Origin of the sequence: Streptomyces sp. NBC_01283 (assembly GCF_041435335.1) — a bacterium.
In the GTDB taxonomy this organism is placed as follows: domain Bacteria; phylum Actinomycetota; class Actinomycetes; order Streptomycetales; family Streptomycetaceae; genus Streptomyces.
The window spans coordinates 3,607,519-3,619,957 of the sequence record NZ_CP108430.1 but is presented as its reverse complement, the minus strand read 5'-3'; the positions used below and the strand labels follow the sequence as shown (position 1 = coordinate 3,619,957).

10 protein-coding genes are annotated in these 12,439 nt (G+C 70.7%); 5 read left to right on the top strand and 5 right to left on the bottom strand.

Annotation, left to right across the window (positions count from 1 at the left end):
* Positions 1–25: 25 nt before the first annotated feature.
* Positions 26–2,170, bottom strand: a complete 2,145-nt coding sequence (gene fusA / locus OG302_RS16330) for an elongation factor G (RefSeq protein WP_371527470.1) — start codon at positions 2,168–2,170, stop codon at positions 26–28.
* A 500-nt stretch (positions 2,171–2,670) separates the two neighbouring features.
* Between fusA and OG302_RS16325 the strand changes: the two genes are divergently transcribed.
* A complete protein-coding gene (locus OG302_RS16325; protein WP_371527469.1) occupies positions 2,671–3,327 on the top strand; it encodes an NADH oxidase in 657 nt (218 codons plus the stop codon).
* A 48-nt stretch (positions 3,328–3,375) separates the two neighbouring features.
* Here the strand turns inward: OG302_RS16325 and OG302_RS16320 are convergent, their stop codons facing one another.
* From OG302_RS16320 to OG302_RS16305, 4 genes are all read right to left on the bottom strand, one after another.
* The gene (locus OG302_RS16320) at positions 3,376–3,981 is read right to left on the bottom strand and encodes a response regulator transcription factor (RefSeq protein WP_371527468.1); all 606 of its coding nucleotides are present in this window, start codon (positions 3,979–3,981) and stop codon (positions 3,376–3,378) included.
* Between the two features lie 69 nt (positions 3,982–4,050).
* Positions 4,051–5,292 (bottom strand): sensor histidine kinase, encoded by a 1,242-nt coding sequence (locus OG302_RS16315; protein ID WP_371527467.1) that lies wholly within the window; start codon positions 5,290–5,292, stop codon positions 4,051–4,053.
* A gap of 270 nt (positions 5,293–5,562) precedes the next feature.
* Positions 5,563–7,857 carry a TOMM precursor leader peptide-binding protein gene (locus OG302_RS16310; protein ID WP_371527466.1) on the bottom strand — a complete coding sequence of 765 codons (2,295 nt, stop codon included), beginning with the start codon at positions 7,855–7,857 and terminating at the stop codon, positions 5,563–5,565.
* Complete coding sequence (locus tag OG302_RS16305; RefSeq protein WP_371527465.1) at positions 7,854–8,033, bottom strand: hypothetical protein; 180 nt, start codon at positions 8,031–8,033, stop codon at positions 7,854–7,856. Before OG302_RS16305 ends, OG302_RS16310 begins: the two co-directional genes overlap by 4 nt.
* Before the next feature lie 344 nt (positions 8,034–8,377).
* On the opposite strand from OG302_RS16305, the gene OG302_RS16300 reads away from it, so the two are divergent.
* Genes OG302_RS16300 through OG302_RS16285 form a run of 4 tightly spaced genes read left to right on the top strand, consistent with a single transcriptional unit; the run spans position 8,378 to position 12,347 of the window.
* On the top strand, positions 8,378–9,160 hold the full coding sequence (locus OG302_RS16300; protein ID WP_371527464.1) for a thioesterase II family protein: 783 nt from the start codon (positions 8,378–8,380) through the stop codon (positions 9,158–9,160).
* A gap of 25 nt (positions 9,161–9,185) precedes the next feature.
* On the top strand, positions 9,186–9,833 hold the full coding sequence (locus OG302_RS16295; RefSeq protein ID WP_371527463.1) for a thermostable hemolysin: 648 nt from the start codon (positions 9,186–9,188) through the stop codon (positions 9,831–9,833).
* Between the two features lie 4 nt (positions 9,834–9,837).
* The gene (locus OG302_RS16290; RefSeq protein ID WP_371527462.1) at positions 9,838–11,448 is read left to right on the top strand and encodes an AMP-binding protein; all 1,611 of its coding nucleotides are present in this window, start codon (positions 9,838–9,840) and stop codon (positions 11,446–11,448) included.
* Positions 11,445–12,347 (top strand): TauD/TfdA family dioxygenase, encoded by a 903-nt coding sequence (locus OG302_RS16285; RefSeq protein WP_371527461.1) that lies wholly within the window; start codon positions 11,445–11,447, stop codon positions 12,345–12,347. Before OG302_RS16290 ends, OG302_RS16285 begins: the two co-directional genes overlap by 4 nt.
* The last annotated feature ends 92 nt before the right edge of the window (positions 12,348–12,439 follow it).

Genomic DNA, 12,439 nt, shown 5'->3' with positions numbered 1-12,439 from the left:
CGTGGGGGCGTGACCCCGCTTCTGCCTACCGGGCGAGCACCCCGGCCGCGACGCCCGCCGGGACCGCCGCGTAGCCCAGCGGCCGGGTGGTGAACGTGCCCCGGCCCTGCGTACGGCTGCGCAGACGTGACGCGTAGCCGAACAGCTCGGACAGCGGCACCGTCGCCGTGACCGTGACCGTGACCGTGGCCGTGCCGGAGCGGGTGGCCGAATCCGTGACCCGGCCGCGACGTGCCGCCAGGTCACCGAGCACTCCGCCCACCGCGTCCTCCGGCAGTGTCGCCGTCAACTCCACCACCGGTTCCAGGAGTTCCATCCGCGCCGCCCGAAGTGCCGTACGCAGGGCGAACCTGCCCGCCGTCCGGAACGCCATCTCCGAGGAGTCCTTGGAGTGGGTCGCCCCGTCGGTGAGCGTGACGCGCAGACCCGTCACCGGATGCCCGCCGAGGGGGCCCTCGGCGAGAGCGTCCCGGCAGCCGGCCTCCACCGCCCGGATGTACTCCTGCGGCACCCGGCCCCCGGTGACCGTGGCGGCGAAGGCGAAGGTGTCGGCCGCGAAGGTGTCTGTCGTGCCCGGCTGTGCCTCCAGTGGGTCGACGTCCAGGACCACGTGCGCGAACTGGCCTGCCCCGCCGTCCTGTTTGACGTGCCGGTACACCAGACCCGACACCCCACGCACGACCGTCTCGCGGTACGACACCTGCGGGCGGCCGACGCCGACCTCGATGCCGTGAGCCCGGCGGATCTTCTCCGCCGCGACCTCCAGGTGCAGTTCGCCCATGCCGGAAAGGACCGTCTGGCCCGTCTCGCGGTCGACCCGTACCGCCAGCGAAGGATCTTCCTCGACGAGGCGTGCCAGCGCAGACGACAGCCGGCCGCTGTCCACGCTCCTGCGCGCCTCGACCGCCACGGAGACCACCGACGCGGCCACCGCGGGAGGTTCGAGGACCAGCGGCGCCGCGGGGGAGCACAGCGTGGTGCCGGCGCGGGCCGTCTTCAGGCCCACCACGGCCACGATGTCCCCGGTCGTCGCCCGGTCCAGTTCCGCGTGGCGGTCGGCCTGCACGCGCAGGATCCGGCCGATGCGTTCGGTGCGGCCCGTGCCCGCGTCCATCACTGTCTCTCCCTTCGTGATCGTCCCTGAATACACACGCACGTACGTCAGCCGTCCCGTCGCCGTCGCGTTCACCTTGAACGCCAGGCCCGCGAACGGCGCCGCGGGGTCGGCGGGCCGCTCCTGCACGGTGTCGCCCAGGGTCCCGCGCACCGCGGGAACGTCCGTCGGCGACGGCAGGTAGGACACGACCGCTTCGAGCAGCGGCTCGATTCCGCGGTTGCGGTAGGCGGACCCGCACAGCACCACCACGCCCTCACCGCTGAGGGTGAGGTCGCGCAGCGCCGCCGCCAGCGTGGGGGTGGAGAGTGCCGATGCCGTGCAGTACTCCTCCATCGCCGTCGCGTGCAGCTCCGCCACCGTCTCCTCCAGCGCGTGCCTGCGCCGGTGCGCCTCGTCGCGCAGGGTCTCGGGGACCGGCGTCACCTCGTACGTGTCGTTGCCCGCGTGCCAGATCAGCGCACGCATGCCCAGCAGGTCCACGACCCCGGTGAACCCGTCCTCCTGCCCGACCGGCAGCTGCACCACCAGCGGAACCGTGTGCAGGCGCTCCCTGATGGACGCGACAGCCGTGTCGAGGTCGGCGCCCGCCCGGTCCAGCTTGTTGACGAACGCGATCCGCGGCACCGCGTACCGGTCGGCCTGCCGCCACACCGACTCGCTCTGCGGTTCCACGCCCGCGACGGCGTCGAACACCGCGACCGCGCCGTCGAGCACCCGCAGCGAACGCTCCACCTCGTCGGCGAAGTCGACGTGACCCGGGGTGTCGATCAGGTTGATCCGGTGGCCGTCCCAGGAGCAGCTGACCGCCGCGGCGAAGATGGTGATCCCGCGGTCGCGTTCCTGCGCGTCGAAGTCGGTGACGGTCGTGCCGTCGTGGACCTCGCCCCGCTTGTGGGTGGCGCCGGTCAGGAACAGGATCCGTTCGGTGACGGTCGTCTTGCCCGCGTCGACGTGGGCGAGGATGCCGAGGTTCCGTACGTCGGCCGATGAACGGGCCTGCGGGCGTGCGGTGTTGGTGGTGGTCCTGCTGGTGGTGTGGGTGTTGGTGCGCATGGCCCTGGGCCTTTCGGTGTCTTGCGGGGCGGGGCAGCGCGATTTCCGGGCGGGACTGTTCCACGTGACTGTTCCAGGAGCCCGCAGGCAGGAGCGAGCAGGCAGGAGCCGGCAGGGGAGAGCCGGACGGCAGTGGGTCAGGTGGTCAGGTGGGTCAGGTGGTCGCCGCGGACACTCGGTGACGGCCGCGCAGCCGGCACCGCACGCGCGAAGACACCAGGATCACGTCGAACCGGGTCCGGGGAGCGCGGGCAGCTGTGCGGTGACGCATGGCCCGGTCCTCTCCCTCGACTGATCGGTTGACCGATCACTTGGCTTGCGAGTCTAGGCAGCCGTGCCTCCGCCGTCACCGGAATATCCCCGCCCCCCCGCAGCCGGCAGACGATGCCGGGGCCCGAACCCGTGAAGGGATCACAGTCCCCGGCATGAGTTCATGACTGTCGGGACTCCTTCGCGCGCCTTCAGAGTGGACACACTCAGACACTGCGAGGAGCGCGCGCATGGAGGCCACGATCGACCTGCTGGAGCTGCCTGGTGGACGGCTCCGGCATCTCTGGTCGTTGCGCGAGGACGTGGAGGTCGAGTCCGACGCGGTCACGGGGTCCCTGGTGCTCACCTGGGACCAGGGCACCGCCCGCCTGGCGTGCCCGGAGCCGACCGTCCTCGAAGTACTCCGGCGCATGCAACTGGGTCCGGTGCTGCTCGGCAACGCGCTGCTGGACGACGGCGAAGGGGGCCGGGACCGGGACGCGAAGGTCTACGTCATGATGCGGCCGGTGTTCGGGCGCTTTCCCCACCTGCTGGTCCGCACCCTCGCGCTCGACGGACTGAGCAGTCCGCTGCTCTCGTTCGCGCCCCTGCCCGAGGCGAGCGGGGCCTCCCTGACCGTCGTACCCCTGGATCAGTTGGAACCCATCCGGCTCTTCCTCGGCCTCTCCTTCGCGTTCGACCCGCTCACGGCCGTCTTTGAGTCCCGTACGGCCTCGCACCGCCTGGTCATCCACCGGCAGGAGGCCATGATGGTCTTCGCCCTCGCCCTCGCCCGTCCCGTGACGCTGCGGGCCATCACCGCCGTGCTGCCGCTGCCCGCCGACGTGACGGAGGGCATCCTGTGCTACCTCGCGGCGGCGGGAGTGGCTGCCCAGCCAGGGGCCTGACGGCCCCCGGACACCGCTTCCCGATACCGCTCATGGTGGAGCGCGGCCTCACAGCCACCCGGAGTCATTCGCGATGCGGATCGCGTCCACCCTGTTGCGGGCGTTGAGCTTGGTCACCACGGTGGTCAGATAGTTCCGTACGGTCCCCACCGACAGGCGCAGCCGCTTCGCTATCTCGCCGGCGTCCGAACCCTGTGACGTGAGGCGCAGCACCTCGGTCTCGCGGGAGGTGAGCGGGCTGTCCGCGCTGCCCCACGCGGCCAGCGCCAGTTCGGAGTCGATGACCCGCTGGCCCGCCGCCACTTTCCTTACCGCCTGGGCGAGTTCCTGCGGCGGGGCGTCCTTGAGCAGGTATCCGGAGACCTTGGCGGACATCGCGCGGCGCAGTGTGCCGGGGCGGCCGAGGCTGGTGAGGATCAAGGTGCGGCACTGCGGCAGCCGTTCGTGCAGTTGTTCCGCCGCGCTCAGGCCGTCGAGGCCCGGAAGATCGATGTCGATGATGGCGACGTCAGGCTGGAACTCGCGGGCCGTGGAGAGAATCTCGTCGCCGCGTTCCACGCTGGCCACGACATCCAGGTCATGTTCGAGATTCAACAAGGCGACCAATGCGCCTCTCAGCATCTGCATATCCTCAGCGAGCATTACACGGATCATCGATAGCCCCCCATGATTACCCGTATCGCGAACCCCCGTTGTTGCTCGCGGCCACATGTTATCAGCCGACTAGAACACGCCATTCGGATTTATTCGCCCGATTTTCTGGGATTGTTCCGCACTGTTTCGGCCGACGGCCTGCGCGGGCAACTCGGCGACGAGCCGGAACCAGCCCCCGCAGGCCGGGGGTATCTCCTTCTCGCGTTCGGTGATCAGCCGCCCGCCGAGCTCGTCGAGCCGCTGTTTCAGGTTGCCGAGGCCGTTTCCGCTGTCCGGCGAGGGATCGTGATAGTTCTCCACCACACCGTCGTTGATGATGGTGAGCCGTGCCGTTCCGTCGTCGACCACCGCGGTGATGTTGCAGTGCGAAGCCTTGCTGTGGCGCAGCAGATTGGTGACGCCCTCGCGCAGGACGGTGGCGAGCGCCGTGCCGGCCTGCGAACTGATCTTCTCGATGGCCGGGGCGAGGACCACCTCGACCTCGACCTCCGCGGCGTCGAGCACCGACTTGGCCGACGAGACCTCGGAGACGAGCGACATGTCGCGGTAGCTGCGGGCCACCCGGCGCACGTCGCTCAGCGCCTGCCGGGAGATGGCGAGGACCTCCTCCACCTCCTGGTCGGCGCGGGGGTGCTGGGCCCGGACCAGCCGCTGCAGGAGCTCGCTCTTGAGCACGATCGCCGAGATGCTGTAGCCCAGGAGGTCGTGCAAGTCCCTTGCAAGCCGCAGGCGTTCGCTGGCGACCGCCATCCTGGCTATCTCGGCGCGGGCGGCGTACACCTCCTCGACGAGGGACGAGAGCCGGGACAGGCCGTAGACCACCAGGCCGGTGAGCAGGGTGCTCTGGCACATGTAGACGAGGTCGACCACGGACATTCCGCCGATGATCCCCGGGATCAGCAGGCTCAGCCCGGTCACCCCGTAGAGCGGCCAGGCCGCCCGGGGCGGCAGCAGGAGCAGCAGCGATCCGCCGAGGAAGCCCGCCATCGCCCCCCACAGGATGCCGAAGAAGGCCAGGGGCAGATAGGTCAGCAGGGCCTGCGCGCCCAGGGTCGCGGCCTTCGACCAGGGTGCGGCGCGGTCGGCTCCGGGCCTTGAATGCAGGAGTTGCAGGCCGAATACGGCGGAGAGCGTGACGAGACCGGTGATGAGTTCGGGCGTCGAAGGCCCTTGGCTCAGCAGATTGATCGCGGTGATGCCGAGATAGCAGATGAGCGCCGCCAACAGGATGACGTGGGCCAGCCGGGGGGCGGGCCGAGGGCTCCATCGGGAACCGGTCACGTCAGACGTGTCCTTGGTGTCGCTGTGCATCCTCGAAGTGCTCCTCTTCTGCCAGGAGAGCGTACGAGAGCGCGTCCTCGCGGGCGCCCCCGAACCCCGGGCCCGCGGTATTCGGCCACAACGCTCGTCCAGCAGACCTTACGTGGGATGGCTGCGCATCAGTCCCTTCCGGGAAAAACCGTGCTTTCGCATGAACTCGTGGAGAAGGGCTAGGACTTTGCGTGGTGCGTCGTCCGGAGAAATGCCTCTCCTGTTAGACGTCCTGTCAGATGTCCCCACGGGAACTCATGAGTTCCCGTGTCAGACGAACAGCGGGATCGGGTTGAGTTCCTCGTACGGCGTCGGTTCCGCGAGCCTGCCGAGTGCGACGGGCACGTCGTAGAGGCGTCCGGGTGCGTATCGCGCCCAGAAGTGCCTCAGTCCGGGAACGACGACCTTGACCACGGGGAGCCCGATGTCGGGGCGGGTCTGGTCGAGTACGAGCAGATCCATGCCGTGCGAGGCGAGCAGGCCGGTGGCCGCCGAGAGGTCGTCCCGCAGGTCGCCCCGCGCGGTGTAGGACCAGGAGTGGGGCGCGCGGGGTGACGCGTCGGTTGCGGGCGTCACGTAGGTCTGGCTGGCCGTCGTCTCGCGCAGCCACCAGTGCATGGCTTCCGGCTGGTCGACGCGGTAGCCCGAGCCGTCGGGACGCGCGCCGGAGACGGCGGGGAGGAGCTGCCCCATCTCGGTCAGCGCCCGGCGCAGTGCGATGCGGGGATCGAGGTGGGCGCCGAAGCCGAAGATGATGTCCTCGGACGGTTTGTCGGTGCGCCGGGAGAAGGCCGCGACGACGGGGATGCCGAGGTCGGCCGTGAGGTCGAGCGCCCAGATCTCGCGGTTCAACCGGCGGTACCCATCGCTCAGTTGGTCGATGTAGGGCTCGGCGAAGGACCGCAGGTCGATGCCCGGCTGGCGCGTGCGGTTGTACCACCACAGGGCCACGGCGTCGCGTTCGACCAGCTCCAGGAAGCCCTGGAGCACGGCGTCCTCGAAGCTGCTGCCCGCCGCGTTGCCGTTCGAGTCGGCGATCGGCTCGTGCGCGGCCACCGTGTCGCTGGGGAAGTACAGCATGCTCGTCGGAAGAAGCCGGTGCGTGCCCGTGGCCAGGGACCACAGGGGGGTCCAGTCGACGGGGCGGTTCTCTTCGAAGCGTTCCGGTACGTGGGTGAAGGGCGAGCGGGCCGCGTTCCAGTGGGACCGGTCGCGGAACTGCCGGTCGTCGTACAGCTGGCAGGAGTTGGGGTGCAGGGCCACCTCGCCGAGGCCGCGGAAGGTGTCGCGCACCACTGCCTCGTCGCCGCGCCGGGTCCCGCTGTACCGCTCGATGGCCTCGCCGAGCGCGCTGACCTTCGCCTCCTCGGCGGTCAGGCCCTTGCCGCCGCTGAGCGAACGGAGCCCGGCGCGCAGTCCGGACAGGGTGCTGGCCTCCATGGCGAGGTTCTGGCCCGACACATAGGCCTGGGTGAAGTCGGGGGAGCCGGGAGCCCGGCGGATCTCCTTCACCACGCCCGTGACCGGGCCGACCAGGTGGCCGTAGCGCTGCAGCATCCGCGCGGTGCCGAGTGCGCGGTGGCCGCCGCCCGTGCCGTCCGCCGACTTCGGGCGGCTGCGCGGTTCCGTGGGCCGCCAGCCGCGCTCGCTCATGAGCGCCGGGTCGCCGCACTCCGCGCACTGCGGGAGGCGGGAAACCGGGTGGGTGGCGGTCTGCAGCGTGAGGGTGTTCAGGGTGCGTACGGTGCTCTGTTCCGGACTGCGAAGGCCGCTGGCCCACTTGACCGCCTCCAGGACCGCGGCCTGTACGGCCAGCGCCCGCCCGGTGGGCAGGTCCGCGGCCGGTCTGGCCACCGGGTGGTCCAGGCGCAGCGCGCGCTGCAGGGGCAGTTCGGTGGTGCGGTGGCCGCGCAGCCGGGTCGCCAGACACGACCAGCAGGGCCCGTCGTCCGGGCGGAACACCGGCCCGAACCACGGCTCGGGACCGCCCAGGCGTACGAGGAGCCAGGGGCGCCCCGTAGCCCGGTGCTCGGCGTCCACCTCGCGCAGGCCGGGAGAGAGGTAGTCGTCGCACAGGACGAGGCTGAGGCAGGCCTCATCCGCCGATTCCGTGATCCGCAGGCCCGAGGCCGCACAGGCCTCGCGGACCGGGACCTCGGCCGCCGGGTCCGCGCTCCCGGCGAGCACCACGATCCGCACGGCCGCCCGTGCCGCCTCCTCGGTGGCACGGGCACCGTCGAGGCCCGCGAGGTCCCAGTAGGCCTCCGCGGCCCGGTCGGCCGGGGATCTGCCGGGCTGCCGCTGGAAGCGGAGCAGCCCGGCGTCGGCGAGGACCCGCAGCGCGTCGCCGACCTCCTCGGAGGTCAGGGAGGAAGCGGCGGCGCGGGCGATGGCGGCCGGGGTGCGGGTCCCGTCGAGCAGCGGGGCCAGCGCCTCCGCCTGCGCCCCGCGCAGGGCCGTGATCCCGGAGTGCGATACCAGATAGGCCGCTTCTCCGGGGACGACCGCGCAGCGCAGGTGGCTCTTGAACTCTACGAACGCGGTCTCTTCCCCCGTGACCGTCATGCGTGGGAGAGCTCGTTGACCGTGCTCGTGCCGGGCATGAGGGTGCAGAAGGTGAACAGCGCCACCGAGTCGTCGGCGCCCGCGTCGAGGTGGTCCACGACGAGTGCGGGACGCGCGGAGGTGTGGCTGTCCGCGGTGGTGGGGAGCGTGAGTGCGCCGGCAATGATCTCGATCATCAGCACGTTCCTTTTCGGTCTGGGGAGGCGTTCTCCGTTGACAGGATCCTCATACGGGGAAGCGCCCGCAGAAAGTGAAGGGCTCATCAGTGGGGGGTGAGACTTTCCCATGCGTCACCTTCGTATTTCACCCCCCGCCGGCCCCAGCGGCACCGCGGTAATCGGAAACTTCCCTTCACCTTTGCTCCGCCGAATGGCAGGCGGTCTTCTGGAGGATTCGATTCCGGCGTTGTGATTTCTTCACGGGTGTGACGTGGTCACATCCCGGGGCAGAGAAACCCACCCCGAACGCCGGTACGCACCCACTGTTTCCAGCCCCTGCCCGAATGGAATCTTCGGTGTCCATGAGGGTCACCGAGACGCCGTATCTGCCGCAGCCGGCACGCACCGCCGCCGCCGCGGGGCCGACTCTGTTCTGCCTGCCCTGTGCGGGCGGCGGCGCGTCCTCCTACGCACGGTGGCAGCGGGAGCTCGATGTGCGCGGCGCGGGAGTCCAGGTGCGGCCGGTGCAGCCGCCGGGCCGTGAGGAGCGCGCCCACGAGACGCGGTTCACCGACCTGGACGCGCTGGTGGAGGAGATGGACGAGCAGCTGGACGACGCGTTGTCGCGCCCCCACCTGCTCTACGGACACAGCATGGGGGCGTTCATCGCCCACGCACTGACCCTGCGCAGACAGCGGCGGGGTGCCGCACTGCCGCGGGCGCTCGTCCTCAGCTCCCACCGCGCACCCCACATACCGCCCAACCGGATCCTGGACCCGGCGGCGGACGACGAGGAACTGGCCACGAGCCTGGCCGGACTGGGCGGAATTCCGCCCGAGCTGGCCGCCCGGCGCAGATTCCGTCAGCGGTTCATGCCACTGGTCCGGGACGATCTCAAGCTCTGCTCGGGGGTGGTGAAAGAGAACGAGATCGAACCGCTGCGGGTGCCTCTGCGCCTGTTCGTGGGGGAGCAGGACCGGCTGGTACCGGTCCACAAGATGGCCGCCTGGTCGGAGCACGGAAGCAGGGGGGCCGAGCTGCGCACGATGCCGGGCGGACACTTCTTCGTCCGCTCCCAGGAAAGCGCCTTGCTGGAAGAACTCGCCGTGGTGCTGCGTGAGTTCGGTGCCGTACCGGCCGAGTAATCCATTCTCGAAAGGAACACGGAACGTGAAGATAGTGATCGCCCGGCGGGGGACGCCGGTCTGGCTGGAATCCGCATCGCTGGTCAGCAAGGTGTTCGGGACGAGTTTCGGGGCCCAGGTGACCCCGGATCCGGATCAGTTCATCGCGTACGTAGGACGGCAGGACGGCGGCCCCGACGAGGTGGAGGCCTGCATCGGGATCTCCTTCCCGGAGAACGGACCGGTCTTCCTGGAGCGGTACCTGGACGAACCACTCGAGGACGCGCTGCGCGAGGCGGCGGGACAGGACGTGCGGCGGCACCAGATCGTCCAGCTCGGCAGCGTCGCCTCGGTCGCGAACCTGGCGGGCGCGGAGATCTACCGCGCGCTTCCGCTGATCCAGGCCTGTCTGGGCCGGTCGTACGCCGCCATGACGATGACCAACCGGTCCGCGGCGCTCGCGAAGCGCCTCGGCCTCATCACCCACCGGCTGTGCGACGCCGACGGCACCCGCCTGGGCGCCGAGGAACTGGCCCGCTGGGGAACCTTCTACGACCAGCGGCCCGCGGTCCGCTGGGGCCGCCTGGCCGAGCACTCCCAGCAGCTGGTCACGGGGGTCGAACGCTACGCACTCGACTCCGTCGACATCCGCCTGCTCTCCCGGAACCGAACGGAGCTGACCCGTGCTGCCTGATGTCATGCCGGACACCGCATCCCTGGCGGCCGGGTTCCTGAAGCGCGCCGAGAGCGACGCGGCCATGGTCGAGGTCCTCTCCTCCACCGGAGGGCCCGGCATCCGCCACACCTACCGTGAACTCATCGGCGCCGCGCGGGTGTTCGCCGCCGACCTGCGCCGCCGCGCGGAGGCGCTCGGCCGCCCCGTACGGGTGGGGCTGCTCGCCGACAACTCAGCGCAGTGGGTCGTCGCCGACCTCGCCGCCCTGTTCGCGCGGGCCGTGGAGATCCCGGTCCCCATGGCCTTCACCTCCGAACAGGCCGCCTCGCTGCTGGCCGGCGCCGACGTCTGCCTGGTCGACGCGCGGGGCGGGCAGTGGCTGGAGCAGGCCGCCGCCGCGGGCGCCCGGGTACTGCCCGCGGACTGCGCGGTCGTCACGATCGACCTGCCGGGGCTCATCGAGGCCGCCGCGAGCGCCCAACTCCCTCCGCTCGCCGAGGAGATCGCGGAGGCGGAAGCGGCCGGGGACACCGTCATCAAGGTGGTGCACACCTCGGGCACGACCTCCGCGCCCAAGGGCGTGCAGGTCAGGCTGCACGGAGTCGAGGCACTGCTCGCCTCGCTCGGCGGCCGGGTCGACGACGCGGTCTTCGCCCGCTATCTCTCCGTGGTGCCGCTGAGCCTGCTCATCGAACAGGTCGCCGGCCTCTACATGCCCTTCCTGAACGGCGGCAGCGTCACCTTCCTGCCGCCGGGCACCGCCCTGATCGGCACGGTCGCCGACGCGGGCCCGCGGATGCTGTCGCTGCTCCGCCAGGCGCAGCCCACCGCCATGGTCGTACCGCCCACCGTCGCGGGCCTGCTGCTCGCCCTGTGCGAACAGAACCCCACGGAGGACCTGGCCCGGCGCAGGCTCCGGCTCTTCGGCCACACCGGCCCCGTCTTCATCGCCTGCGGCGGCGCGCCCGTCTCGATCGACGTGCTCAAGCGCCTCGAAGCGTTCGGGATCCCCCTGTACGAGGGGTACGGGCTGAGCGAGAACAGCTCGGTCGTGGCCTGGAACTTCCCCGGGCAGTTCCGGTTCGGCACGGTGGGCCGGCCGCTCGACCACGTACGGGCGCGGCTGGCGCAGGACGGTGAACTGCTCATCCAGAGCACGTCGTTGTTCGCCGGATACACCCAGGAGGACCCCTCCAGCGTGGTCGTCGACGAGCAGGGGTGGCTGCACACCGGCGACCTCGCCACCATCGACGACGACGGCTACATCCGGATCACCGGCCGCAAGAAGAGCCTGGTCATCACGGCCGCGGGACGCAATCTGTCCCCCGAGTGGGTCGAGGCCCGCTACCGCGAACTCGGCTTCGTGCGCGAGGCGGCCATCGTCGCGGACGGCCTGGACGAGGTACGCGGCCTCTTCGTGATCGGCGCCGGCACGGACCGCGCGGAGGCCCGCCGCCAGATCGAGGAGTTCGGCACCGGCCGCCTCTCCGCCATCGAACGGGCCACCTCCGTACGCCTCATGGCCGAGGACGACCCGGAGTACACCACCTTCTTCACCGTGACCGGACGCCCCCGCAGGGACGCCGTCCGAGACCTGCTGACCCGCACCGCACCCGAGGAGATCACCGCATGAGCACGGCCCTGACCACCACCCCGTACGGCACCGGCGGCGGCCTGCTCGTGACGCCCGCCGAGCCGGGCGCCCTGTCCGGCGTCGAGCCCAAGGAACTGCTCGACCTGCTGGCCGAGGCGGGCTTCCTGCTGCTGCGCGGCTTCGGCGCCGACATGGCCTCGTTCACCTGCCTGGTGCAGCGCACCTCCACCTCCACCACCCTCGACCCGGCCCGCGACTTCTACTCGGAGGTCGCGCAGAAGGTCGACGCGGGCCTCGACGAGGTCGGCCTGCACACGGAGAACGGCAACAGCCCCTTCCGCTCCCACCTCGCCTGGTTCTTCTGCGAGAAGGCGGCCACGTCCGGCTCCCAGACCACGGTCTGCGACGGCTACCGGGTGTGGGAGAAGCTCGAAGAGCCCGTACGCACGGCGTTCCTCGGCCAGGACATCGTCTACAGCAGGCACGTCGCCGAGCCCCAGTGGCGCGCCATGGCCCACCACCTCACGGGCAGGCACGCCGAGGAGATCTCCGTGGACGAACTCGTCGGCCTCGCCGCGACGCTGCCCGGCACCGAGGTGACGCCCGAGGCGGACGGCGGGGTGCGCTACTCGTTCCGCACGCCGGCGGCCGGACCGACGCTGTTCGGCGAGCGGATCTCCTTCGCCAACAGCATCCTCGGCCCGTCCTTCAACTACGAGAAGCCGCGCATCACCTTCGCGGACGGCCATGAGCTCCCCGAGGAGCTGCTCGCCGCCGTCACCGAGACCACCGGCGCGCTCACCGAGAACCTGGAGTGGGCCGACGGTGACGTCGCGGTCATCGACAACACCCGGGTGATGCACGGCCGCAGGGCGATCACCGACCCGCGGCGGACCATCTACAACGCGCTGAGCTTCGTGGAGCCCGTGGCCGCCTGATCCGCGCCGCCCGAGCGGCGGCGCACCCTACCGGCGGAGGCCGGAACCACCCCCCGGCGCCGGCCTCCGCCCCCGTACTCCCGAACTCCGAA

Excerpts from the sequence above, each read along its gene's own strand:
- fusA (WP_371527470.1), bottom strand. The coding sequence starts at position 2,170 with ATGCGCACCAACACCCACACCACCAGCAGGACCACCACCAACACCGCA.
- OG302_RS16325 (WP_371527469.1), top strand. The coding sequence starts at position 2,671 with ATGGAGGCCACGATCGACCTGCTGGAGCTGCCTGGTGGACGGCTCCGG.
- OG302_RS16320 (WP_371527468.1), bottom strand. The coding sequence starts at position 3,981 with ATGATCCGTGTAATGCTCGCTGAGGATATGCAGATGCTGAGAGGCGCA.
- OG302_RS16315 (WP_371527467.1), bottom strand. The coding sequence starts at position 5,292 with ATGCACAGCGACACCAAGGACACGTCTGACGTGACCGGTTCCCGATGG.
- OG302_RS16310 (WP_371527466.1), bottom strand. The coding sequence starts at position 7,857 with ATGACGGTCACGGGGGAAGAGACCGCGTTCGTAGAGTTCAAGAGCCAC.
- OG302_RS16305 (WP_371527465.1), bottom strand. The coding sequence starts at position 8,033 with ATGATCGAGATCATTGCCGGCGCACTCACGCTCCCCACCACCGCGGAC.
- OG302_RS16300 (WP_371527464.1), top strand. The coding sequence starts at position 8,378 with ATGAGGGTCACCGAGACGCCGTATCTGCCGCAGCCGGCACGCACCGCC.
- OG302_RS16290 (WP_371527462.1), top strand. The coding sequence starts at position 9,838 with ATGCCGGACACCGCATCCCTGGCGGCCGGGTTCCTGAAGCGCGCCGAG.
- OG302_RS16285 (WP_371527461.1), top strand. The coding sequence starts at position 11,445 with ATGAGCACGGCCCTGACCACCACCCCGTACGGCACCGGCGGCGGCCTG.